Annotated in this window: 24 protein-coding genes, 1 tRNA gene and 1 other RNA gene; 11 read left to right on the top strand and 15 right to left on the bottom strand. The window is 47.7% G+C overall.

Annotated elements, in window-relative coordinates; all coding sequences use genetic code 11:
• Window positions 1-1053 (bottom strand): oxygen-dependent tRNA uridine(34) hydroxylase TrhO, encoded by a 1053-nt coding sequence (trhO, locus tag AACU19_RS07805; protein ID WP_001353290.1) that lies wholly within the window; start codon window positions 1051-1053, stop codon window positions 1-3.
• A gap of 224 nt (window positions 1054-1277) precedes the next feature.
• On the opposite strand from trhO, the gene lpxL reads away from it, so the two are divergent.
• From lpxL to AACU19_RS07820, 3 genes are all read left to right on the top strand, one after another.
• Window positions 1278-2198: a kdo(2)-lipid IV(A) lauroyltransferase gene (gene lpxL, locus AACU19_RS07810; protein WP_001353291.1), complete on the top strand. Its 921-nt coding sequence runs from the start codon at window positions 1278-1280 to the stop codon at window positions 2196-2198.
• 171 nt (window positions 2199-2369) lie between these two features.
• A complete protein-coding gene (gene mdtG / locus AACU19_RS07815; RefSeq protein ID WP_000074172.1) occupies window positions 2370-3596 on the top strand; it encodes a multidrug efflux MFS transporter MdtG in 1227 nt (408 codons plus the stop codon).
• 82 nt (window positions 3597-3678) lie between these two features.
• Window positions 3679-4053 carry a MysB family protein gene (locus AACU19_RS07820; protein WP_000180063.1) on the top strand — a complete coding sequence of 125 codons (375 nt, stop codon included), beginning with the start codon at window positions 3679-3681 and terminating at the stop codon, window positions 4051-4053.
• Here AACU19_RS07820 and AACU19_RS07825 read toward each other — a convergent pair whose 3' ends face one another.
• From AACU19_RS07825 to mdoG, 3 genes are all read right to left on the bottom strand, one after another.
• Window positions 4054-4281 carry a YceK/YidQ family lipoprotein gene (locus AACU19_RS07825; protein ID WP_032183917.1) on the bottom strand — a complete coding sequence of 76 codons (228 nt, stop codon included), beginning with the start codon at window positions 4279-4281 and terminating at the stop codon, window positions 4054-4056. It abuts the gene before it with no gap.
• Between the two features lie 170 nt (window positions 4282-4451).
• Window positions 4452-6995: a glucans biosynthesis glucosyltransferase MdoH gene (gene mdoH / locus AACU19_RS07830; RefSeq protein WP_071830455.1), complete on the bottom strand. Its 2544-nt coding sequence runs from the start codon at window positions 6993-6995 to the stop codon at window positions 4452-4454.
• A complete protein-coding gene (mdoG, locus tag AACU19_RS07835) occupies window positions 6988-8523 on the bottom strand; it encodes a glucans biosynthesis protein MdoG (protein ID WP_001300662.1) in 1536 nt (511 codons plus the stop codon). Before mdoG ends, mdoH begins: the two co-directional genes overlap by 8 nt.
• A 393-nt stretch (window positions 8524-8916) precedes the next feature.
• On the opposite strand from mdoG, the gene mdoC reads away from it, so the two are divergent.
• On the top strand, window positions 8917-10074 hold the full coding sequence (mdoC, locus tag AACU19_RS07840) for a glucans biosynthesis protein MdoC (protein ID WP_001070350.1): 1158 nt from the start codon (window positions 8917-8919) through the stop codon (window positions 10072-10074).
• Window positions 10075-10081: 7 nt separating this feature from the next.
• On the opposite strand, the gene clsC is transcribed toward mdoC, so the two are convergent.
• From clsC to csgB, 6 genes are all read right to left on the bottom strand, one after another.
• The gene (gene clsC / locus AACU19_RS07845) at window positions 10082-11563 is read right to left on the bottom strand and encodes a cardiolipin synthase ClsC (protein ID WP_123057622.1); all 1482 of its coding nucleotides are present in this window, start codon (window positions 11561-11563) and stop codon (window positions 10082-10084) included.
• Entirely contained in the window at window positions 11505-12038 is a 534-nt protein-coding gene (ymdB, locus tag AACU19_RS07850) for an O-acetyl-ADP-ribose deacetylase (RefSeq protein ID WP_000857405.1), read from the bottom strand. The genes clsC and ymdB overlap by 59 nt, the downstream gene beginning before the upstream one ends.
• A gap of 94 nt (window positions 12039-12132) precedes the next feature.
• Complete coding sequence (gene ymdA, locus AACU19_RS07855; protein WP_105278056.1) at window positions 12133-12444, bottom strand: protein YmdA; 312 nt, start codon at window positions 12442-12444, stop codon at window positions 12133-12135.
• A 120-nt stretch (window positions 12445-12564) separates the two neighbouring features.
• Window positions 12565-12897, bottom strand: coding sequence for a curli assembly chaperone CsgC (gene csgC / locus AACU19_RS07860; protein WP_000992818.1), 333 nt, complete (start codon window positions 12895-12897; stop codon window positions 12565-12567).
• 58 nt (window positions 12898-12955) lie between these two features.
• Window positions 12956-13411, bottom strand: a complete 456-nt coding sequence (csgA, locus tag AACU19_RS07865) for a curli major subunit CsgA (protein ID WP_000771423.1) — start codon at window positions 13409-13411, stop codon at window positions 12956-12958.
• A 40-nt stretch (window positions 13412-13451) separates the two neighbouring features.
• Entirely contained in the window at window positions 13452-13907 is a 456-nt protein-coding gene (gene csgB, locus AACU19_RS07870) for a curli minor subunit CsgB (protein WP_001360656.1), read from the bottom strand.
• Between the two features lie 755 nt (window positions 13908-14662).
• Between csgB and csgD the strand changes: the two genes are divergently transcribed.
• From csgD to csgG, 4 genes are read left to right on the top strand one after another with little or no spacing between them, the layout of a single operon-like run.
• Window positions 14663-15313, top strand: a complete 651-nt coding sequence (gene csgD, locus AACU19_RS07875; RefSeq protein ID WP_000481500.1) for a biofilm master transcriptional regulator CsgD — start codon at window positions 14663-14665, stop codon at window positions 15311-15313.
• A 4-nt stretch (window positions 15314-15317) separates the two neighbouring features.
• Window positions 15318-15707: a curli production assembly/transport protein CsgE gene (csgE, locus tag AACU19_RS07880; protein WP_000833288.1), complete on the top strand. Its 390-nt coding sequence runs from the start codon at window positions 15318-15320 to the stop codon at window positions 15705-15707.
• 24 nt (window positions 15708-15731) lie between these two features.
• Entirely contained in the window at window positions 15732-16148 is a 417-nt protein-coding gene (gene csgF, locus AACU19_RS07885) for a curli production assembly/transport protein CsgF (protein WP_001264088.1), read from the top strand.
• Window positions 16149-16174: 26 nt separating this feature from the next.
• Window positions 16175-17008, top strand: coding sequence for a curli production assembly/transport protein CsgG (csgG, locus tag AACU19_RS07890; RefSeq protein ID WP_001189321.1), 834 nt, complete (start codon window positions 16175-16177; stop codon window positions 17006-17008).
• Window positions 17009-17071: 63 nt separating this feature from the next.
• On the opposite strand, the gene AACU19_RS07895 is transcribed toward csgG, so the two are convergent.
• The 4 genes from AACU19_RS07895 to ghrA form a co-directional block, all read right to left on the bottom strand.
• A complete protein-coding gene (locus AACU19_RS07895; protein ID WP_001340063.1) occupies window positions 17072-17563 on the bottom strand; it encodes a DUF1097 domain-containing protein in 492 nt (163 codons plus the stop codon).
• Between the two features lie 101 nt (window positions 17564-17664).
• On the bottom strand, window positions 17665-18219 hold the full coding sequence (gene ycdY, locus AACU19_RS07900; RefSeq protein WP_001001911.1) for a molecular chaperone YcdY: 555 nt from the start codon (window positions 18217-18219) through the stop codon (window positions 17665-17667).
• Between the two features lie 23 nt (window positions 18220-18242).
• Window positions 18243-18980: a zinc-binding phosphatase gene (gene ycdX / locus AACU19_RS07905; RefSeq protein ID WP_000283664.1), complete on the bottom strand. Its 738-nt coding sequence runs from the start codon at window positions 18978-18980 to the stop codon at window positions 18243-18245.
• Between the two features lie 54 nt (window positions 18981-19034).
• Window positions 19035-19973, bottom strand: a complete 939-nt coding sequence (gene ghrA, locus AACU19_RS07910; protein WP_032171099.1) for a glyoxylate/hydroxypyruvate reductase GhrA — start codon at window positions 19971-19973, stop codon at window positions 19035-19037.
• Window positions 19974-20206: 233 nt separating this feature from the next.
• On the opposite strand from ghrA, the gene AACU19_RS07915 reads away from it, so the two are divergent.
• Window positions 20207-20294: transfer RNA gene (locus AACU19_RS07915), tRNA-Ser, on the top strand.
• A 45-nt stretch (window positions 20295-20339) separates the two neighbouring features.
• Window positions 20340-20475, top strand: a non-coding RNA gene (locus tag AACU19_RS07920) — RtT sRNA.
• Window positions 20476-20938: 463 nt separating this feature from the next.
• Here AACU19_RS07920 and AACU19_RS07925 read toward each other — a convergent pair.
• Window positions 20939-22306 carry a GGDEF domain-containing protein gene (locus AACU19_RS07925; protein WP_000409829.1) on the bottom strand — a complete coding sequence of 456 codons (1368 nt, stop codon included), beginning with the start codon at window positions 22304-22306 and terminating at the stop codon, window positions 20939-20941.
• A 588-nt stretch (window positions 22307-22894) separates the two neighbouring features.
• On the opposite strand from AACU19_RS07925, the gene pgaA reads away from it, so the two are divergent.
• The gene (gene pgaA / locus AACU19_RS07930; RefSeq protein WP_105278057.1) at window positions 22895-25318 is read left to right on the top strand and encodes a poly-beta-1,6 N-acetyl-D-glucosamine export porin PgaA; all 2424 of its coding nucleotides are present in this window, start codon (window positions 22895-22897) and stop codon (window positions 25316-25318) included.
• Window positions 25319-25324: the final 6 nt, after the last annotated feature.

Here is a 25324-nt window from a genome sequence, read left to right on the forward strand (position 1 = left end):
TTATTCTGTTGGATCAGGAATGCCCAGTGTTGTATTCAGACGTCCACGAGACTTATTAAAGATCTTATTGCCATTTTCACGTCCTGCCCGACGGCGTCGCTGTTCTTCTGGCGGTAACGCGCTTTCTTCGCAGCAAATCTCACTGCAACAACCTTTGTATTTTTCTGCACATACTGGACACTGAATAAACAGCAGGTGGCAGCCATCATTTTTACAGTTGGTATGGCTGTCGCACGGCGCACCGCACTGGTGGCAATGCGCGATAATCTCATCAGATATACGTTCGCCCATCCGCTCGTCAAACACAAAATTTTTGCCAATAAAACGCACCGGTAAGCCCTGCTCGCGCGCCTTACGGGCGTATTCAATAATTCCGCCTTCGATATGCCAGACTTTATTGAATCCGTTATGTTTCATCCAGGCACTGGCCTTTTCACAACGAATGCCGCCGGTGCAGTACATAACGATTTTTTTATCTTTATGTTCCTGCATCATCTCGACTGCTTTTGGCAGCTGCTCACGGAAGGTATCTGCCGGAATTTCCAGCGCGTTTTCAAAGTGCCCCACTTCATACTCATAGTGGTTACGCATGTCGATAAACAATGCATCGGGATCGTCAAGCATGGCGTTCACTTCTGCCGCTTGCAGATACTCACCAACATTGCTGGCATCAAAGTGAGGATCGTCAATACCGTCGGCTACGATGCGATCGCGCACCTTCATGCGCAGTACCCAGAAGGATTTCCCGTCATCATCCAACGCGATATTCAGGCGTAAGCCATCTAAAGCCGGGTCGAAGCCGTATAGCTGTGCGCGAAATGTTTCAACATTGCTCGCAGGTACACTGATTTGCGCGTTAATCCCCTCATGCGCCAGATACACTCGCCCAAAAATATTCAGCGCAGTAAACAGCTGATATAAAGCGTCACGGGTCGCTTTCGGATCGGCGATGTGGAAATACTTATAAAACGAAATGGTGGTGCGCGGTTCGCGCTCAGCCAACATTTTGGCTTTCAGCGCGTCGTTGGAAATGCGGTTGTGTAACACTGGCATGGTGTACGGTTCCTGCGAGATGGGAAAGTAAAAATCCGCGGCATGATATAGCAATTATCGATAATTAACATCCACACATTTTACGCTACATTTGCGCATTAAAAATTATTTATTATTTACAAGCGCGGTAATTTCGCCCAGTCTTCAGCCACAAATTTTGGTTGCGGGCGAAAAAATGCGACAATACATACAATTGCCCGAATAGGTTGAAAAACAGGATTGATATGACGAATCTACCCAAGTTCTCCACCGCACTGCTTCATCCGCGTTATTGGTTAACCTGGTTGGGTATTGGCGTACTTTGGTTAGTCGTGCAATTGCCCTACCCGGTTATCTACCGCCTCGGTTGTGGATTAGGAAAACTGGCGTTACGTTTTATGAAACGACGCGCAAAAATTGTGCATCGCAACCTGGAACTGTGCTTCCCGGAAATGAGCGAACAAGAACGCCGTGAAATGGTGGTGAAGAATTTCGAATCTGTTGGTATGGGGCTGATGGAAACCGGCATGGCGTGGTTCTGGCCGGACCGCCGAATCGCCCGCTGGACGGAAGTGATCGGCATGGAACACATTCGTGACGTGCAGGCGCAACAACGCGGCATCCTGTTAGTTGGCATCCATTTTCTTACACTGGAGCTGGGTGCGCGGCAGTTTGGTATGCAGGAACCGGGGATTGGCGTTTATCGCCCGAACGATAATCCACTGATTGACTGGCTACAAACCTGGGGCCGTTTGCGCTCAAATAAATCGATGCTCGACCGCAAAGATTTAAAAGGCATGATTAAAGCCCTGAAAAAAGGCGAAGTGGTTTGGTACGCACCGGATCATGATTACGGCCCGCGCTCAAGCGTTTTTGTCCCGTTATTTGCCGTTGAGCAGGCGGCGACCACGACCGGAACCTGGATGCTGGCACGGATGTCCGGCGCATGTCTGGTGCCCTTCGTTCCACGCCGTAAGCCAGATGGCAAAGGGTATCAGTTGATTATGCTGCCACCAGAATGTTCTCCGCCGCTCGATGATGCCGAAACCACCGCCGCATGGATGAACAAAGTGGTCGAAAAATGCATCATGATGGCACCAGAGCAGTATATGTGGTTACACCGTCGCTTTAAAACACGTCCGGAAGGCGTTCCTTCACGCTATTAAATCTCCCAAGCCGGATGCTTGAGAATGGCATCCGGCATTCCCACAGCAAATCCTCCTGATTTAGCGATAAAAGCTCTCTGGATTGCGCCCCCTGGAAGTCGGGCGCATAATTAGTGTGCTTATCTTTTCTTCTTATGTTCACCGCGCCTGGCGCACCAACAGCGGATTGCTATGTCACCCTGTGAAAATGACACCCCTATAAACTGGAAACGAAACCTGATCGTCGCCTGGCTAGGCTGTTTTCTTACCGGTGCCGCCTTCAGCCTGGTAATGCCCTTCTTACCCCTCTACGTTGAGCAGCTTGGCGTTACCGGCCACTCCGCCCTGAATATGTGGTCCGGTATTGTCTTCAGCATTACATTTTTATTTTCGGCCATCGCCTCACCGTTTTGGGGTGGACTCGCCGACCGTAAAGGCAGAAAACTCATGCTATTACGCTCTGCCCTCGGCATGGGCATCGTGATGGTGTTGATGGGGCTGGCACAAAATATCTGGCAGTTTTTGATCCTGCGGGCGCTTCTTGGTTTACTTGGCGGATTTGTCCCCAACGCTAATGCTCTTATCGCCACACAAGTACCGCGTAATAAAAGCGGCTGGGCGCTGGGTACGCTCTCCACAGGCGGCGTTAGCGGTGCGTTGCTCGGCCCAATGGCTGGCGGTTTGCTTGCCGATAGCTACGGCTTACGTCCGGTATTCTTTATTACCGCCAGTGTGCTGATACTTTGCTTTTTCGTCACCCTGTTTTGCATCAGAGAAAAATTCCAGCCGGTCAGCAAAAAAGAGATGCTGCACATGCGAGAAGTGGTGACATCACTTAAAAACCCGAAACTGGTACTCAGCCTGTTTGTCACCACGTTAATCATCCAGGTGGCGACGGGTTCAATTGCCCCTATTCTGACGCTGTATGTCCGCGAACTGGCGGGTAACGTCAGTAATGTCGCCTTTATCAGCGGCATGATCGCCTCGGTGCCTGGCGTGGCTGCTCTGCTGAGTGCACCACGACTCGGCAAACTTGGCGATCGAATCGGACCCGAAAAGATCCTGATTACAGCGTTGATCTTTTCTGTACTGCTGTTGATCCCAATGTCTTACGTTCAGACACCGTTACAACTTGGGATCTTACGCTTTTTGCTCGGTGCTGCCGATGGTGCACTACTCCCCGCCGTACAGACACTGTTGGTTTACAACTCGAGCAACCAAATCGCCGGGCGTATTTTCAGCTATAACCAATCTTTTCGTGATATTGGCAACGTTACCGGGCCATTGATGGGAGCGGCGATTTCGGCGAACTACGGTTTCAGAGCGGTATTCCTCGTCACCGCTGGCGTAGTGTTATTCAACGCCGTCTATTCATGGAACAGTCTGCGCCGTCGTCGGATACCCCAGGTATCGAACTGATTTTTCGCCTTTCATACTTGCAAAAGCGGAGAATCAGCTATCCTTTTCCCTGAAACCTCATCAACTCAAAGGGAGAATCGTGATGACCATGTACGCAACGCTTGAAGAAGCCATTGACGCTGCACGCGAAGAATTTCTTGCAGACAACCCCGGCATCGACGCCGAAAATGCGAATGTGCAACAGTTCAATGCCCAAAAATACGTTTTGCAGGACGGCGACATCATGTGGCAAGTTGAGTTTTTTGCCGACGAAGGGGAAGAAGGTGAATGTTTACCCATGCTTAGCGGTGAAGCCGCGCAAAGTGTCTTTGACGGCGACTATGATGAGATAGAGATCCGCCAGGAGTGGCAGGAAGAGAATACATTACATGAATGGGACGAGGGGGAATTTCAGCTTGAGCCACCGCTGGATACGGAAGAAGGACGGGCAGCGGCTGATGAGTGGGATGAACGCTAATTACTCATACGGGCCATGATGAATGTCGATCGGCAGCAGTAAAGTATCGAAAACAAGGGAGAATGGCAGATCAAGGATCGTGACGTAACGCCAGGCGGAGTCACGCACATCCCATTGCACACCGGGATAATATTGGTTGCCATGCCCCTGCCCCGGTATAGTGCGACTAATGATGCTGCCACAGCCACACAGCAAGGTCACCATGATGCTCACCATAATTAAACGCATTTGATACCCCTTCCGTAAAAAAATACCGGCATAACGCCGGTATTTTTATTGGCTCGTTGTTTTTGCCGGATGCAGCGTGAACGCCTTGTCCGACCTACAAAATATTGCAAAATCAATACATCGTAGAACGTTGTAGGCCTGATAAGCGTAGCGCATCAGGCCACTACGTTTTATTGCGAAGCCGCATCCGATTTACGCAATGCCAGCGGATTCAGCTTTATCCCTTCATAATAACTCACCCATGAAGAATATCTCTCAGGGGAATTCCAGACGCGGAAATGCAGACGGGCCATCGTCACCGGATCGCTTAGCAGCACCAGGCGACGATCGCGATTCAGCTTCTCTGGCGTCTCGTTGAGCGCCTGTTCAACGTGGCGATCACGGGCGATTTCCAGCACCTTACTGGCGCGGTGACGCGCGGTCGCCATTGCGGTTGCCAGAGCGTTAAATGACGGGTTAAACACCGCGTGCATAAAACCATCATCAAGGGAGCGTTGACGATTCATCTCAAGGAAACGATCGGTATCAACCAGCACCTGCGGCGGTGAATACTCTTCCGGGATCAGGAACAGTTTCCAGCGTTTGGTTCGCAGACCAACGGTGGCACGGCTGGAAATCACCGAAACAAACGGTGACAGGATCAACGAGAAGACAATCGGTGCCAGCCAGAACAGGAAACGCAGATCCAGCCACGCCATACCAACTGCCCACACTAACCCCAACAGCAGCTGTGAGCCGTGGCGTTTGAACGCTTCGCCCCAGGAAGTGGAGTCATCATCACGCTGCGGTGAATTCCACACCACTTCCCAGCCAAGGAACGCGCTGACGACGAAGACCGTATGGAACAGCATGCGTACCGGAGCCAACAGCACGGAAAACAGCACTTCCAGCAGCAACGATAATGTAACGCGCCAGAAGCCGCCGTATTCTTTCGTTCCTTTGCACCAGATAAGCAAAATGCTCAATAACTTCGGCAGGAACAACAGCACCATGGTCGAAGCAAAAAGTGCAATCGCCAGCTCAGGACGCCACTGCGGCCACACCGGGAATAACTGCCGTGGTTGCAGGAAGTATTGCGGTTCGGTCAACGCATGCACTACCTGCAATGCAGTAGAGAGCGCGAGGAACATAAACCACAGCGGCGCGGAGAGATAAGACATCACGCCCGTCAGGAATACCGCACGGTGAACCGGGTGCATACCCTTAACCAGGAACAGACGGAAGTTCATCAGGTTACCGTGGCACCAGCGGCGGTCACGTTTTAGCTCATCAAGCAAGTTAGGCGGCAATTCTTCATAAGAACCCGGAAGATCGTAAGCAATCCACACCCCCCAACCTGCACGGCGCATCAACGCCGCTTCCACGAAGTCATGTGACAGAATTGAACCGGCAAAGGAACCTTCGCCCGGCAGCGGAGCCAGTGCGCAGTGCTCGATAAACGGTTTCACGCGGATAATCGCGTTATGTCCCCAGTAGTGCGACTCGCCAAGTTGCCAGAAGTGCAAACCGGCTGTAAACAGTGGCCCATACACGCGGGTCGCGAACTGCTGACAGCGCGCATACAGCGTATCCATACCGGACGCTTTCGGCGACGACTGAATGATCCCGGCGTTCGGGTTAGCTTCCATCAGGCGCACCAGGCCGCACAAACAATCACCGGTCATTACCGAGTCAGCATCCAGCACCACCATGTAGCTGTACTGGCTGCCCCAGCGACGGCAGAAGTCATCGATATTACCGCTTTTACGCTTCACGCGACGACGGCGGCGGCGATAGAAAATCTGACCTTCGCCACCGACTTCAGCGATCAGCTCCATCCACGCTTTTTGCTCTGCGACGCAGATATCCGGGTTGTAACTATCACTCAAAATGTAGACATCAAAGTGTTTGGCATTCCCGGTGGCTTTTACTGATTCCCACGTTGCACGCAGGCCAGCAAAAACACGGTTCACGTCTTCGTTACAGATAGGCATGATCAACGCCGTGCGATGCTCCGGGTTTAATGGTTCATCGCCAACTGTCGACGCAGATATACTGTATTTATCGCGACCAATAAGCAGTTGCAGGAAGCCCATCAACGCCGTCCAGAATCCGGCGGACACCCAACAGAACAGCACCGCAAAGAGGATCAGGATACCGGTTTGCAGCATATAAGGCAGAAGCTGCATAAAGGAAACCCACACATCCTGACCAACCATATCCATAGGATTAATCAGCGCCCACCCCTGATATGGAAGAATGGTCTTCATATACCAGGTCGCGACAACAGTTTGCGCGAGCGTCAGGATTAACAGAATGTAACGGCGGATGGTGCCGACGGTACGCCACTTTTGCTCGCTCTCCTGCTCTTCTTTGGTCAAACGAGCCAGATAGCGCGGCGTTACATCGCGTCCACGCAGGCGATCCCAGAAACGGCCTACCGGGTTGGTACGCCACGGGTCGGGAAACATCGAGGAGCGTTTTGCTTCTGGCATCGCCTTAAGCTGATCGCGCCCTTCATCGTCTTTAATTAACTGTCCATCAGCAAGTGAATCTGGCCAGGCTTGTTCCAGACGCGCCTTTACCGAGCCTTGCGGGGAGTCATCCTCCCGCGCCCAGGTGCGGTGTTCGGCATCCAGCGCCTGATGAACGGCGCGGATATCAGTCTTCGGCAATGCCGCTTTCTCGCTTGCGGCGATGGGCATTGCGTCAATGTACTCAGTTGTCTTATTCATTGGCAGGTAACTGGTAGCTCCAGGTTTCACTCAACGTCTGATCGGCATTCACCAGCGCAGCACGCATTTCAGTGGTTTTCTTGGCATCTTTCACTTTCACACGCATCACCAGACGCCAGCCTTTGGTAACCGGGTTATAGCGCACCGTGCTTTCAACTATCTCACCATTATCACCAATGCTGGTTTGCGCTGTGACCGGGGTATCCTCTGGCAGTTTTTTCATCTCTGCGCCGGTAAAATCGACCACAAAGGCGATAGTACCGTCAGGCTGGCGAATCAGGTTCGACTGCTTCACATCCCCCGTTGAACGACGCGTTTGTTGCACCCATGCGTTATCTGGTGCATGCAGTTTGTCTTCATCACGGCTAAAGGTGATGGTGTATTTAAAGTTCATCTCTTTACCCGGCTCCGGCAGCTGATCCGGCGTCCAGTAAGCGACGATGTTATCGTTGGTTTCATCGTTGGTTGGAATTTCCACCAGCTCAACGCTGCCTTTGCCCCACTCCCCTTTCGGAGTCACCCATGCGCTTGGACGGAGGTCGTAACGATCATCGAGATCTTCGAAGCGGGAGAAATCACGACCGCGCTGCAACAGACCGAAGCCTTGCGGATTTTCCATCGAGAAGCTGCTGACCGCTAAATGTTTCGGGTTATTCAACGGACGCCAGATCCACTCACCATTACCGGCATGGATAGAGAGACCGTTAGAGTCGTGCAACTCCGGGCGATAGTTATTTGCAGGCGAAGGTTGGTTCGGCCCAAACAGGAACATACTGGTTAACGGTGCAACTCCCAGTTTGCCGACTTTATCGCGCAGATAGATTTTCGACTGCACATCCACAACCGTGTCACGCCCTGGCATAACCACGAATTTGTAAGCACCTGTCGCACGCGGCGAGTCAAGCAATGCATAAATGGTTAAACGTTTATCAGTCGGTTTTGGACGCTCGATCCAGAACTCTTTGAAACGTGGAAATTCTTCACCCGATGGCAAGGCGGTATCAATTGCCAGGCCGCGGGCAGAAAGGCCATAAACCTGACCTGCGCCAATCACGCGGAAATAGCTGGCCCCGAGCATGCTGACGATTTCATCGTTTTTATCTTTGCTGTTGATCGGGTAAAGCACTTTAAAACCGGCAAAACCAAGGTCTTTTACCGTGTCTTTATCATGCTGAACATCGCCGAAAGTGAAATAATCCGGGCTGTATTTGATTCGTTTGACTGCGGTGGCAGTCACTTCATTTATTTTGACCGGGGTATCGAAGTACATACCCTGATGGTAGAACTCGAGTTTGAATGGGGTCTTCAGATTGTTCCAGTACGCTTTGTCATGATTAAACTGGATCTGCTGATAGTCCGCGTATTTCATGTCGCGGAAAACGGAGGGCAAGTTGCTTTTAGGCGCCTCATAGCCTTTCCCGGCTAAGGATTGAGCTTGCTTTGCGACATCATCAATACTGAAAGCCCAGCTTGAAGATGTATACAGGGTTAACATTACTGCAGCACTCAACCAACGCATTTTCATCATTTGTAGTTTATGTTTCATAATTAGTAAGCACTTCCCCCTTTGTGTGCTTATATCGATCCGATCTATTTTAATGGATAACCAGCCATTCCGACAACAGAATCCCGGTATCGTTCAGCACGCTGGCTCATGGATTAAGCACCTGATTGCAACCGTTTTCACTTTCCGTGCTTCTCCTAAAGACAGAAGCATCGACTTCGTGTAGGGTTTGCCAGCAAATTTATTTATCAACCGTCTTACAGACGCTTCCATTCTGGTTAGTGGTAGCGATGATGCTATGCATAAAAACCTTGCAGCCTGCGTCTGGCGCGGTCAGGTCGGTGTCGCTATGGCAACAAGCCTAAAGGCATAACCCGACAGGGATAAGACGAAAAATCCGAGATTAGTTAACCATATATGAACCCAGTACCCGCGCAACGTGAATATTTCCTCGACTCCATCCGCGCCTGGCTGATGTTGTTAGGGATCCCTTTTCATATTTCTTTAATCTATTCGAGCCATACATGGCATGTGAATAGCGCCGAACCGTCATTATGGCTGACCCTTTTTAATGACTTCATCCACTCGTTCCGCATGCAGGTATTTTTCGTTATATCCGGGTACTTTTCTTACATGCTTTTTTTACGCTATCCCTTGAAAAAATGGTGGAAAGTACGTGTCGAACGTGTAGGGATCCCGATGTTAACAGCCATCCCCCTACTGACATTGCCGCAATTTATTATGCTGCAATACGTCAAAGGGAAAGCGGAAAGTTGGCCTGGGCTGTCATTGTATGACAAATATAATACGTTGGCCTGGGAATTAATATCACACCTGTGGTTTTTACTGGTGTTAGTGGTCATGACGACGCTGTGCGTATGGATATTTAAACGCATCAGAAATAATTTAGAAAATTCTGATAAAACGAATAAAAAATTCTCGATGGTAAAATTATCGGTGATTTTTTTGTGCCTCGGCATCGGTTATGCGGTAATAAGAAGAACGATTTTTATTGTGTATCCACCCATTCTGAGTAACGGCATGTTCAATTTTATTGTCATGCAAACGTTATTTTATTTGCCGTTCTTTATCCTCGGCGCACTGGCTTTCATTTTCCCTCATCTTAAAGCCTTGTTTACCACGCCGTCTCGTGGCTGTACCCTTGCAGCAGCATTGGCATTTGTCGCTTACTTACTCAACCAGCGCTATGGCAGTGGCGATGCCTGGATGTACGAAACCGAGTCGGTGATCACGATGGTCCTCGGTCTGTGGATGGTGAATGTGGTCTTCTCCTTCGGCCACCGTTTGCTTAACTTCCAGTCAGCGCGGGTGACTTACTTTGTTAACGCATCGCTATTTATCTATCTGGTTCACCACCCGTTAACGCTGTTTTTCGGCGCGTACATTACACCGCACATCACCTCCAACTGGCTTGGTTTTCTCTGTGGCCTGATATTCGTAGTAGGGATTGCGATAATTCTGTATGAAATTCATTTACGCATCCCGTTACTGAAGTTTTTGTTCTCTGGTAAACCGGTTGTTAAGCGTGAGAACGATAAAGCACCAGCCCGTTAAGCCGCGTTTACAATAACCATTCCACAGGCAATATCGACGCCAGTCTGACCATAACCCGCTTCCAGAAACTGGTAGCGGGTTCTTTTTTGAGAACAATTTCTTTCTTTGCATGACGATCAACCCAGTTGATCCGCCCCCACCTGTCCAGACGGAGCTGCCAGGCCGCATCATACTGGCTCTGAATAAAGCGTTTATCAATTAACTGTGCCAGCGTTTCGCTCTCTATCACGAACCCCATTTCAGTATTGAGCAATGTCGAACGTGGATCGAAATTGAAAGAGCCAATAAACACCGTTTTACCATCGATGCTAAAGGTTTTAGCATGCAGGCTGGCACCGGAATTACCGGTTATGCCGCGATCGTGTAACGTACTACTTTGTTCACGCGTCGGCTTGAGTTCATATAATTCCACGCCGTAGCGGAGCAATTTTTTGCGCCAGCGCGCGTATCCGGCATGGACGACAGCAACATCGTTAGCGGCAAGAGAATTGGTTAGGATCGCAATCTTTACCCCTTTTCTCACCATCCGTAAGAGTTGCGCCACACCTGCGCGTGTCGGTACAAAATAGGAAGAGATAATATCGATGCGTTCACTGGGTGAGCCCATGATATCGAACAGGCGTTGCGGTAACAGTGAATGCCGTTTTGCCTTGCCTTCCCCTTTCGCCGGATCATCACTTAATAAACGTGTTTTCGCCCAGATAAGCGGCAACGTTCCATCAACCAGATGTTTTATAAAAGGGCTGGATTCCATTTTGCGTAAATAACGATGCGTCATGGCATCGTCATGCCAGGAGGCGGGTAACTCGATGCGATCCGCCATTTCACCTTCCGGGACATCCAGCACCTGCTGTAAGGGTGAAACCGATTTACAATACCAGTAGCGGGCGAAATCATCGGCAACGTCCTCTACAACTGGTCCTATTGCCATGACATCTAAATCCGAAAAAAGTGGCTCTTCCCCTGCACCAAAATAGGCATCACCAATATTTCGCCCCCCTACCAGCGTCACCACGCCATCGACAGTGAAACTTTTATTGTGCATACGGCGATTGAGACGGGAAAAGTCGGTGATATAACCAAGCGGACGTAGCAAGCGAAACGAGAAAGGATTAAAAAGCCGGACTTCAATGCGGGGATGACTGTCAAGCAAGCGTAAAATGTCGTCAAGTCCGGGTGTATTGTTGTCGTCCAGCAACAAACGGACGCGAACGCCACGCTTTGCTGCGGCTAACAGGGCGGAAAACAGTAACCGACCCGACATATCGTCCTGCCAGATGTAATACTGAACATCCAGCGTATGCTCTGCCATTTCGGCCAGACGATACCGGGCGGCAAACGCATCCAGACTTTTCTCCAGAGGGAAAAGGCCACACTGACCGGGATGTTGCGAACACAGTGGCAGCACCGCGCTCGCCAGCCGGGGCAAATCATTCATCTCCTTGTTGGGTAAGGAGTCTTTCGTAGAGGTGGGCGTTTTCTTCATCATAACAGACAAAGTATACCTGTTCGGGTAAAGCGTGACGGGTAATAAATTCTGAAACGGTTTTTACTGCGATTTCAGCCGCTGCCGCACGAGGGTAACCATAAACCCCAGTACTAATTGCAGGAAAAGCCACTGACGTATAGCTGTTTGCCGCCACCAGTCGTAGGCTATTGAGATAGGCATCCTGCAAAAGCTGGTCTTCGTTTTGTTCACCACCACGCCAGACTGGCCCGACGGTGTGCACTACGGCTTTAGCGGGAAGATCGCCTGCAAGCGTAATAACGGCATGCCCCGTAGGGCAATCGCCCTGCTGTTGCCTGACTTTTAAACAGGCATCCAGAAGGGCCGGACCCGCTGCGCGATGAATGGCTCCATCGACGCCGCCGCCTCCCATTAATGACGGATTAGCCGCATTCACAATCACATCAACGGCCAGTTTGGTAATATCACCCTGCACAACATGAATACGCGTTTTCATAACGCCTCCTTACACCTTCTTGTTTCTTAAGTGTACAGCAGGCTTTTTGGTTAAATCGCATTTTTCTGCTCAGCAAGGTGAGTTGTTCAGAAACTTAGTTATATTCGATGTTCATTACAGCCAGCTTTTTCTGTTTATCAAGATACTGCACTTTTACTGAGGCTATTTGCGCGTTTTTGACATTGCCGCTCATTAACGCTTTGCTGGAATAGGTTCTGCCCGGAACAGAGCCATTCTGTGGGCAGTTCATTTCTACGGGTGATGACTGGGTGCTGACGTCACATGCCGGTTCCACAATTTGGCCATAAAAATGGATCACGCCCCCTTGCGCGGTGCTTCCTGCGATGGCAATAAAAGGAAAAAACAAACTGCCGAGCATAAGAGAGTTTAAAAAAGATCTGAACATTTATTCTATTTCCTCAATGATTAGTCATCCTTGAGGGTTGTGTTATCCATACTTTCAGGTTGGCTGATCCGCAGCAGACCATTCTCTCCAGATTCATCTTATGCTCGATATTTCAACAAATTAAGACTTTTCTGAAGAGGGCGGCCATTGTTGTGATAAATGAAGTGACTGTCCATCAGAAACAGTAACAACTATTTTCACCCGATCGTCCGGGGAAATATTTAAACTCAACTTCGTCAAAGCAATGGGTTGATTAGCAGGCAATGAGAGGGTCTTTTCTTGCTTCGTCTGACTTTGTCCTGAACTGCCTTCACGCAGGGACAATATTTGTACTCTGCATAGACAAGATTGAGTAAGAGTGACTTCAGGAATAATGGTGTACATATCCCCTTGCTGGGTCGTATTAAAGGTTATCTGACTGGAAAGTGCCGCAAGGAGTAATAACGCATTCATATTCATCTCCCGAAAAAAAACAGGGCTTACGCCCTGTTTCTGTAATACGAAATATAAATTAGTACTGATGAGCGGTCGCGTTGTTGCCAAAACCAACCTGAGTAACGTTTACGCTAGAGTTAGATGCAGTTTGATCAACTGCAGCACCGTTACCACCACCAAACTGTTTAACAGTCATTTCAGAGTTTTTACCGTTCCACTGATCAAGAGTGGCACTGTTACCGAAGCCACGTTGGGTCAGATCGATTGAGCTGTCATCAGAGCCCTGACCAACATCTGCACCGTTACCGCCACCGTGCTGGGTAATAGTCAAGTCAGAGTTACGAGCATCAGTTTGCAGAGCAAGTGCAGAGTTACCACCACCGTACTGGTAAATATTCAGCTCTGAATTTGGGCCGCTATTATTACCGCCACCGCCATGGTGACCACCACCGCCATACTGAGGAATAGAACCTGCCAGAGCGCTACCAGAGAATACGATTGCTGCAATTGCTGCTACTTTTAAAAGTTTCATGTAAAACCCCCATCGGATTGATTTAAAAGTCGAATGGAAATTAACGTTGTGTCACGCGAATAGCCATTTGCGACTGTCTCTGCACTACAATTGCCGTTTTTTGAGTACCATACTGTGTAATATTTGCTTTATTACCAGAACCTTTCTGGATAATCATCGCAGTATTACCATAAGCACCTTGCGAAATACTGGCATCGTTGGCATTGCCCGCCTGATCAATATATGCAAGGTTATAATCTCCTGTCTGGTCAATCTTTGCCCGGTTGCTACTACCTTCTTGCGCAACAACCGCCAAAAGTTTTGAGCCTCCCTGCCGTAACTGAGCACTATTATTAGTCCCAGCTTGACCAATTATGGCTGCCTGATTAAATGAAGACTTACTCAATTCATTTACCGCGAAGTTATATTCTGAATTAGCTAAATCATAACCTGCTGCGGCTGCAATCCCAGGCGCACCCAGTATTGTTAACATCATAAATAACAATTTGTTTTTCATGTTGTCACCCTGGACCTGGTCGTACATTTAAGAAATTAAATCATTTCAACTTGGTTGTTAACGCAACCTGTATTTTGTTAACGCCGCGTTACGATGGAAAGTATGTCTGCGGAAATATTTTTAATAACTCACCCGCGCGTTGTATTTTTCTTTTTTTGTTCATACCAAAGTATTAAAACCCACGTAAATACGCTGTTATCTACGCAAAAAAAATATTTTGTTTTCTTTTAAATTTCGGTTTTCCGCAATCAAAAATCACCAGACAGTCATTCTTCTTGCCCGTCGCTGATTGCTGCGATATGTCTTGCGCACAAGCCGTGACAAACCTCGTCTTTTTGCAGTAAAAAATTGTCCACGGAGGTGTGTAGAAAAAACAAGAACGTTTTACATGACGAAAGGACTACACCGAAATATTTTTTATATGCATTATTAGCAAGTTAGCACCATTTGTATGATTTTTTAAAATTGTGCAAGAAAAACCAAATGTACAACTTTTCTATCATTTCTAAACTTAACAAAACCTTAAGATTAACATTTTAATATAACGAGTTACATTTAGTTACATGTTTAACACTTGATTTAAGATTTGTAATGGCTAGATTGAAATCAGATGTAATCCATTAGTTTTATATTTTACCCATTTAGGGCTGATTTATTACTACACACAGCAGTGCAACATCTGTCAGTACTTCTGGTGCTTCTATTTTAGAGGCAGCTGTCAGGTGTGCGATCAATAAAAAAAGCGGGGTTTCATCATGTTTAATGAAGTCCATAGTATCCATGGTCATACATTATTGTTGATCACTAAACCTTCTTTGCAGGCGACAGCTCTCTTGCAGCACCTTAAACAATCGCTGGCAATTACAGGAAAATTACATAATATTCAACGTTCTCTGGACGATATATCTTCAGGTTCTATTATTCTTCTGGATATGATGGAAGCGGATAAAAAGCTTATCCATTATTGGCAGGATACTTTGAGCAGGAAAAACAACAATATCAAAATATTGTTGCTAAATACGCCTGAAGATTACCCGTACCGCGACATTGAAAACTGGCCTCATATCAACGGCGTTTTTTATGCCATGGAGGATCAAGAACGTGTTGTCAATGGGTTGCAAGGCGTCCTGCGCGGCGAATGCTACTTTACGCAAAAGCTTGCCAGTTACCTGATTACGCATTCAGGTAACTATCGTTATAACAGCACGGAATCAGCCCTCCTTACTCATCGGGAAAAAGAGATCCTGAATAAGCTGCGTATCGGCGCGTCTAATAACGAGATCGCTCGTTCGTTGTTCATCAGCGAAAATACGGTTAAAACGCATCTTTATAATCTTTTCAAGAAGATAGCCGTAAAAAACCGGACTCAAGCGGTTTCCTGGGCAAACGATAACCTCAGGCGATAAAGCCATGAAACGTTATTTACGCTGGATTGTGGCGGCAGAATTCCTGTTCGCCGCAGGGAATCTTCACGCCGTTGAGGTAGAAGTCCCGGGCTTGTTAACTGACCATACTGTTTCATCTATTGGCCATGATTTTTACCGAGCCTTTAGTGATAAATGGGAAAGTGACTATACGGGTAACTTAACGATTAATGAAAGGCCCAGTGCACGATGGGGAAGTTGGATCACAATAACGGTCAATCAGGACGTTATTTTCCAGACTTTTTTATTCCCGTTGAAAAGAGACTTCGAAAAAACTGTCGTCTTTGCACTGATTCAAACTGAAGAAGCACTAAATCGTCGCCAGATAAATCAGGCGTTATTGAGTACGGGCGATTTGGCGCATGATGAATTCTAAATAAAAAATTGTTCGGAGGCTGCAATGCGTGTCAAACATGCAGTAGTTCTACTCATGCTTATTTCGCCTTTAAGTTGGGCTGGAACCATGACTTTCCAGTTCCGTAATCCAAACTTTGGTGGTAACCCAAATAACGGTGCTTTTTTATTAAATAGCGCCCAGGCACAAAACTCTTATAAAGATCCGAGCTATAACGATGACTTTGGTATTGAAACGCCATCAGCGTTAGATAACTTTACCCAGGCCATCCAGTCACAAATTTTAGGTGGGCTACTGTCGAATATTAATACCGGTAAACCGGGCCGCATGGTGACCAACGATTATATTGTCGATATCGCTAACCGCGATGGTCAATTGCAGTTGAATGTGACGGATCGCAAAACCGGACAAACCTCGACCATCCAGGTTTCGGGTTTACAAAATAACTCAACCGATTTTTAAGCCCCAGCTTCATAAGGAAAATAATCATGCAGCGCTTATTTCTTTTGGTTGCCGTCATGTTACTGAGCGGATGCTTAACCGCCCCGCCTAAAGAAGCCGCCAGACCGACATTAATGCCTCGTGCTCAGAGCTACAAAGATTTGACCCATCTGCCAGCGCCGACGGGTAAGATCTTTGTTTCGGTATACAACATTCAGGACGAAACCGGGCAATTTAAACCCTACCCGGCAAGTAACTTCTCCACTGCTGTTCCGCAAAGCGCCACGGCAATGCTGGTCACGGCATTGAAAGATTCTCGCTGGTTTATACCGCTGGAGCGCCAGGGCTTACAAAACCTGCTTAACGAGCGCAAGATTATTCGTGCAGCACAAGAAAACGGCACGGTTGCCATTAATAACCGAATCCCGCTGCAATCTTTAACGGCGGCAAATATCATGGTTGAAGGTTCGATTATCGGTTATGAAAGCAACGTTAAATCGGGCGGTGTTGGGGCAAGATATTTTGGGATCGGTGCAGACACGCAATACCAGCTCGATCAGATTGCCGTGAACCTGCGTGTCGTCAATGTGAGTACCGGTGAGATCCTCTCCTCGGTGAACACCAGTAAGACGATACTTTCCTATGAAGTTCAGGCGGGGGTCTTCCGCTTTATTGACTACCAGCGCTTGCTGGAAGGGGAAGTAGGTTACACCTCGAACGAACCCGTTATGCTGTGCCTTATGTCGGCTATCGAAACAGGCGTCATTTTCCTGATTAATGATGGTATCGACCGCGGTCTTTGGGATTTGCAGAACAAAGCAGAACGGCAGAATGACATTCTGGTGAAATACCGCCATATGTCGGTTCCACCGGAATCCTGATAGATAAAAATGCCGGAATTATCATCCGGCATTTTACTGTTCAAGCGAAAGCGTGAGTGCCCCTCACGCTTTATTTTTGATTTGCTGCTCACGGTGAGCCGTCTTTGCACTACGCGCCGCCAGCCACAAGCCGCTGTTTTTCATTGCGTAACCAAATACCAGTCCAAGCGCCAGCGAAGGTAACACCAGTTTCCAGTCACCCTGCCCGGCAAACGTCGCGCATGCGCCTATAAACGTCCCCGGAACAAATGAAAGCAGCAGCTGTTTCGCCTGAATACACATCAGAAACGCGACAATACCGGTTATGACATAACCGAGAATTTCCAGATGTGGTGCCAGTGCACTACCGTAAATAATGACCATCGCCCACACCACGCCACTAAGCAGGGTTGCAGCGGAGATCGCCAGCCCTTTCAGCCCACCTTGCGGGCAGGCAAAGTAGGCCGTACAGCCCAGGAAGCCCGCCCAGCTTAGTAAGCCCAGGGAAACAGCCACCCATCCCCAGATACCGGAGAGAATGCCTGTTGTGATTGCAATAGAGAGAAGTATGTTCATGCCGCGCATGATAGCAGAAAACGCGGCCATGAATGAGATCGAGCACACATTTTATGCAACAACAAATTATCTGTTGCAGTTATGAGTGATGGAGATCACATTTACTCTTCAGAATCTTCTTCCAGCTCGTCCCACATTGCACTAATAGCATCGCGGGTTAGCGGTGCCATGGTGCGCCAGAAAGGCGTAGTTGCATGGGCCTCCACTTTGCCAAGGAACGCACCACACCAGGGTAACAGATACTCACTGAACAGTGTTTCCAGTGCTTCGCTCTCATCTTCCGTTGACTGATCTTCCAGCCAGGAAGCCGCGAGCAGCAATGTACCGATGTGATCGGCTGGCGTATCCGCTAATGGCATCCCTCGTTCGGAAAGAAAAGCGCGCACTTCCGCTTCCGTCGCGCCCTCAACCCATGCGCTACGATATGGCGGCACAGCACATTCATCGCCGATAAACAACGCATTGTATTCGGCAGAGACTTGCGCCATATCACAGCTTTTCTGTAAACGTGTCAGTAACTCATCCTGCTCCAGTGGCCAGTTCGCAGCCAGTTTCCCCTCACGAATCAGGGTAAACAGCGGCACCAGTAAAGGATCTTGCGGTTGGCGGTAATAGAGCGAACCCAGCACACGACAGAGGATAGAAAACTCGTTCATTAATATATTTCCATGACTAGTAATTAAAGGTCTGCAAATTCCGCAATCGGTGCCATACCACGAGATTCAAGGAAGTTCAGTAAGCGGCGCGGAGAAACATTCAAAATGCGCTCTGGCGGAAAATCTACCGCGTCGAGGATTTTAAGACACTCTTCAAATTCACCCATGGTAAACGCGGTGTGAGAATCCGAGCCTAATGCCACCCAACCTCCAGCGTCACGTACCGCTGCGGCTACCGCACGACAGTTGTCTTCACTGCCCTTACGTGAGTGTAAAAATGAGGAATTATTGATTTCCAGCGCCACCTGATGTTTCGCAGCTGCTTCAGCAACGGCTTTAACATCTATTTCATATTTCGGATTTCCGGGATGGCTTATTATATGCACATTGCCGCTGGCGATAGTGGCGATCATCGCTTGCGTATTGGTCGCTTTGTCATGCGGCGCAAACACCGGCTCATGAAAACCGGCAATAATCAGATCCAGCGAATCAAACATTTTGCCACTGCAGTCAATTTCACCGTCAACATTTTTAATGTTAGCTTCGATGCCGCGCAGGATCCCAACCCCATCAACCACTCGCGGCCAGATACGCATGTTAATGAAGTGCCAGTGATGCGGCGCATCTTCCATATCTGGGCCATGATCGGTGATCGCAAAAAGTTTAATGCCCTTTTGTTTGGCCTGGGCAATGTAATCACTCAATGTGCTATATGCATGCGTGCTGGCAACGGTATGCATATGAAGGTCGACGGGATACATAACTCTCTCCTGTATTCAATTCCCGCCAAGGATAGCAGGAAACCTGATGCTTTATTAGTAGCCGCGTGCGCGGTCGACTTGCCCGCAGACCCTCTCCCCTTTTTCGAGCTGGGCAATGGTGCGAGAAATGTACTCCACAGCTTCAGCGGGACGGGTAATCGCGGCGACATGTGGTGTTATCGCCACGCGTGGATGTTGCCAGAGCGGACTTTCCGGCGGTAAGGGTTCGCGATTAAAAACATCCAGCATTGCACCTTTAACTTTGCCGCTATCCAGCGCCGCGAGCAGGTCATCTTCCACGACATGAACACCACGCGCCAGGTTGAGGAGATACGCGCCATCCGGTAATTTTTCGATTAATTGTTGATTAATAATGCCGACGGTTTCAGGGGTATTCGGTAACAAATTAATCAATACCCGGCATTGGCTCAGAAATGCAGAGAGTTCTTCCCGTCCGGCAAAGCTTTGCACGCCAGGCCACGATTTACGGGTTCGACTCCAGCAACGCAGCGGGAAGCGCCAGGTTTGCAGACTCTGTGCAACTTTACTGCCCAGTACGCCTGCGCCCAAAATGCCGATGGTAAAATCTTCCCGATGATATTCAGGCAGCGGTTGCCAATGCGAACTATTTTGCTGGATGCGATAATCGTCAAAACGTCGAAACCAATGCAGCACCTGACTAACGGCATATTCCTGCATTTGCTCGCCCATACCGGTATCTTCCAGGCGAAAAAGTGGAACAGAAGGCTTCAGCATTTCAGGGTGTGCCTGTAGCTTGCTCAAAATAGAATCAACACCGGCCCCGAGTGCGAACACCGCTTTAAGATCGCGCCCTGCCAGCATTTCAACTGGAGGATGCCAGACTAAAGCATAATCAGCAGAGTCATTATCTCCGCTTTTCCATGCTCTGACTCTTGCCTGAGGAATCGCTTTGCGCAGTGCCTCAATCCACCATTGGGTATCGAACGTTGGGTGATAAAAGATGATGTCCATACTGACTCCCGAAAAGCGTTGCGCGAAATTTATTCGCACTTATCGTTATGATCTACAAAGGCCACCAGCATAACAAATCCGTGGTCGGTGGCAAAAAAAGCAGATTTCGCTTATTAAAACTGCATATTGATTGAAGTTTGAATAAACGCGCGATTTTTTAAAAAAGTTTGTTGACCTCAGGTCATGATTTCCCTAAATTAGCGCCCGTTCCAGCACGACAGGAACGACAATTTGGTGAGGTGTCCGAGTGGCTGAAGGAGCACGCCTGGAAAGTGTGTATACGGCAACGTATCGGGGGTTCGAATCCCCCCCTCACCGCCATCTTTAAAGAAGAGCTCGTACGAAAGTACGGGCTTTTTTTTTCGTATATTGCACACACCGGGGGGATGAGAAGCCCCGACAGGGGTTCGACAACTGGCGACAGCCAGTTGGACAGACCGTGAACGCAGTGAGCGGGCTGCCCGCAGGGCGAGCGAAGCGAGTCAATCCCCCCTCACCGCCATCTTTAAAGAAGAGCTCGTACGAAGGTACGGGCTTTTTTTTTCGTATATTGCACACACCGGGGGGATGGGAAGCCCCGACAGGGGTTCGACAACTGGCGACAGCCAGTTGGACAGACCGTGAACGCAGTGAGCGGGCTGCCCGCAGGGCGAGCGAAGCGAGTCAATCCCCCCTCACCGCCATCTTTAAAGAAGAGCTCGTACGAAGGTACGGGCTTTTTTTTCGTATATTGCACACACCGGGGGATGAAAAGCCCCGACAGGGGTTCGACAACTGGCGACAGCCAGTTGGACAGACCGTGAACGCAGTGAGCGGGCTGCCCGCAGGGCGAGCGAAGCGAGTCAATCCCCCCTCACCGCCATCTTTAAAGAAGAGCTCGTACGAAGGTACGGGCTTTTTTTTCGTATATTGCACACACCGGGGGATGAAAAGCCCCGACCGGGGTTCGACAACTGGCGACAAACTCAATCATCATCCTTGCAGTTGATAAGAATTTCTGCCTCTTTTACAACTATCTTATTACGTCCGGTTTCTTTCGCTTCATATAGTGCATTATCAGCCATTCGATAGATTTCATTCGGATTTAACGCACTTCCCTGAGTCACCACAGCGCCAATGCTAATCGTCACTTTTTGCGGTATGGCGTATTCAGGATTATCGCCTGTCAAACGCTCTACATTTGCCCTTATCCTTTCGGCTAAAACTTTCGCGCTTTCAGTATCGGTCTCCGTCAGCAAGACGCCAAACTCTTCGCCGCCAACGCGTGCTAAAAGGTCATTTGGTCGTATGCTTTTCCCAATGATGCTCACCACTGTTTTTATCACCTGATCGCCAACCGGATGCCCCCACGTATCGTTAACTTTTTTAAAGTGATCGATATCCATAATCATGACACAATAAGACGTTTTTTGGGCTGATGCTGATTGAGCCTTCAGTTCATTGAAAAAATAATTCCTGTTAAATATATTAGTTAATGGATCGCGATGGGCAATGTTCTTTGTTACTCGTAGCGCACTGAAAATATGGCACATAAATATTACCATAACGGTTAATTTACTGACTACTTCAATAGTGCGGCTAATATACCAAGTGGACACACTATACCTGCTCATAAATAACAGAGAGATATTATACAGCACGGCACAGAAAGCAATCACTGATACTCCATTCCAGATATCACAGCGTAAACCATTAAAGTATAGATTAACCAAAAGCAAGATTAACCACATGAAAATCATTATGGTAACATATGAGGTTTTCCAGACTACCTGACCATTTTCATTTGTTAACTCGGCAATATGTAAACTGTAGTCATCATAATGACTACTTAGCATGTGAGCAACTGCCGCCCCCCCAAAAATAAAAAATAGGCTTATACACAATGTCATTTTTTTGGAAAAAAAACAGCGTTTCTTATTGTTTTCACTAACTTTATTCACCAGCGCTAGCAATATTAACATGCACAAACTCATCTGACGAAACAAATAATAAATTGCAATATCATTTTGTACAACGCTGCTTATCAAATGCCCCTCAATAAATTGCTGAATGATAATGACAGTTTTAACAAAGTAAATCAAACAACTCAGAAACGCTAAACTAAGTATGCAGTTTGAAAATTGCACACGATCATAAATGAAATACAATTGCATGAAAATAAATGCAACGGTATCGATAAAAAATAAAGCAATCATAACCATTAGATAGGTTGATCGTGGAACAACCTCCTCAACGGTTGGCTGATTAAACCAACTATTTACCAAAACGAATGCAAGCCCAAACAATAAGCTCACCAATACAGTACTACTAATTCCCAAATAGTCTTTTTCCATAAAGCTACACCAATCTGTAGGTTGTAGATCCCTTTCTGTCACTAATAGATATAAGAACTGTACTGTTGTCAATATAAAAATCCACCACAAACAATACCAATGATGATAGTTGCAGACCGCAATTATTATTACCTTAGTGCTTTATACATTCTTCGCGACAAGACAGGCTTGCAAATACATATAAATGGTTATAAGGAAATCCTTATAAAACATTAATTCATAGATATATTAGGAATAACAATTGAATCCGTGAGTACAGTAACGCTGCATTTCATCAGGACTTTCGAAAAATCCGATATCATGCATCGGAATTTACTGATTTAATTATTTTAATCCTAATTTATTTTGAAAAAGGCATTGGGATTTATGCCGTATTCCTGAAGTTCCTCATCATTGGAATGGATTTTCGGGCGAGAAAAGGATTTTATATGGATACTCTACTCATCATTTCTTCTTCTCATCATCAACAATTCACGTCTCTCTTCCGCGTTTAATAACGGATTATGATGTGCAAAAAAATATCTTTCGTTTCAGTTACCTGTAATTAGATACAGAGAGAGATTTTGGCAATACATGGAGTAATACAGGATGTATTCAAGTAGCAGAAAAAGGTGCCCGAAAACCAAATGGGCTTTGAAAATTCTTACTGCCGCATTTTTAGCAGCGAGTCCCGCGGCGAAGAGTGCTGTTAATAATGCCTATGATGCATTGATTATCGAAGCTCGCAAGGGAAATACTCAGCCAGCTTTGTTATGGTTTGCACAAAAATCAGCACTCAGTAATAACCAAATTGCTGACTGGTTACAGATTGCCTTATGGGCCGGGCAAGATAAACAGGTTATTACCGTTTACAACCGCTACCGTCATCAGCAATTACCAGCGCGTGGTTATGCAGCTGTCGCCGTCGCTTATCGTAACCTGCAACAATGGCAAAACTCGCTTACACTGTGGCAAAAGGCACTCTCTCTGGAGTCGCAAAATAAGGATTATCAACGGGGACAAATTTTAACCCTGGCAGATGCGGGTCACTATGATTCTGCGCTGGTTAAACTTAAGCAGCTTAACTCTGGAGCACCGGACAAAGCTAATTTACTCGCAGAAGCCTATATCTATAAACTGGCGGGGCGGCATGAGGATGAATTACGGGCGATGACAGGGTCATTACCTGAAAATGCCTTAACGCAACAATATCCCACAGAATACGTGCAGGCATTACGGAATAATCAACTTGCTGCCGCGATTGACGATGCCAATTTAACGCCAGATATTCGCGCTGATATTCATGCCGAACTGGTCAGACTGTCGTTTATGCCTACGCGCAGTGAAAGTGAACGTTATGCCATTGCCGATCGCGCCCTCGCCCAATACGCTGCATTAGAAATTCTGTGGCATGATAACCCTGACCGCACTGCCCAGTACCAGCGTATTCAGATTGATCATCTTGGCGCGTTATTAACTCGCGATCGTTATAAAGACGTTATTTCTCACTATCAGCGTTTAAAAAAGACGGGGCAAATTATTCCGCCCTGGGCGCAATATTGGGTTGCGTCGGCTTATCTCAAAGAACATCAGCCAAAAAAAGCACAGTCAATAATGACAGAGCTCTTTTATCACAAGGAGACCATTGCCCCGGATTTATCCGATGAAGAACTTGCGGATCTCTTTTACAGCCACCTGGAGAGTGAAAATTATCCCGGCGCGCTAACTGTCACCCAACATACCATTAATACTTCGCCGCCTTTCCTTCGGTTAATGGGCACGCCTACGAGCATCCCGAATGATACCTGGTTACAGGGGCATTCGTTTCTCTCAACCGTAGCAAAATATAGTAATGATCTTCCTCAGGCTGAAATGACAGCCAGAGAGCTTGCTTATAACGCACCAGGAAATCAGGGACTGCGCATTGATTACGCGAGTGTGTTACAAGCCCGCGGTTGGCCTCGTGCGGCAGAAAATGAATTAAAAAAAGCAGAAGTGATCGAGCCACGTAATATTAATCTGGAGGTTGAACAAGCCTGGACAGCATTAACGTTACAAGAATGGCAGCAGGCAGCGGTCTTAACGCACGATGTTGTCGAACGTGAACCGCAAGATCCCGGCGTTGTACGTTTAAAACGTGCGGTTGATGTACATAATCTTGCAGAGCTTCGTATCGCTGGTTCAACAGGAATTGATGCCGAAGGTCCGGATAGTGGCAAACATGATGTCGACTTAACCACCATCGTTTATTCACCACCGCTGAATGATAACTGGCGCGGTTTTGCTGGATTCGGTTATGCCGATGGACAATTTAGCGAAGGAAAAGGGATTATTCGCGACTGGCTTGCGGGTGTTGAGTGGCGGTCACGTAATATCTGGCTTGAGGCGGAGTACACCGAACGCTTTTTCAATCATGAGCATAAACCCGGCGCGCGCCTGTCTGGCTGGTATGATTTTAATGATAACTGGCGTATTGGTTCGCAACTGGAACGCCTCTCTCACCGCGTTCCATTACGGGCAATGAAAAATGGTGTTACAGGCAACAGTGCACAGGCTTATGTTCGCTGGTATCAAAATGAGCGGCGTAAGTACGGTGTCTCTTGGGCTTTCACTGATTTTTCTGACAGTAATCAGCGTCATGAAGTCTCACTTGAGGGTCAGGAACGCATCTGGTCTTCACCATATTTGATTGTCGATTTCCTCCCCAATCTGTATTACGAACAAAATACAGAACACGACACCCCATACTACAACCCTATAAAAATGTTCGATATTGTTCCGGCATTTGAGGCAAGTCATTTGTTATGGCGAAGCTATGAAAATAGCTGGGAGCAAATCTTCAGCGCAGGTGTTGGTGCCTCCTGGCAAAAACATTATGGCACGGATGTCGTCACCCAACTCGGCTACGGGCAACGCATTAGCTGGAATGACGTGATTGATGCTGGCGCAACGCTACGCTGGGAAAAACGACCTTATGACGGTGACAGAGAACACAACTTATACGTTGAATTCGATATGACATTCAGATTTTAAGGATAA

Source organism: Escherichia sp. MOD1-EC4550, assembly GCF_963876935.1.
Lineage (GTDB): Bacteria > Pseudomonadota > Gammaproteobacteria > Enterobacterales > Enterobacteriaceae > Escherichia > Escherichia coli_F.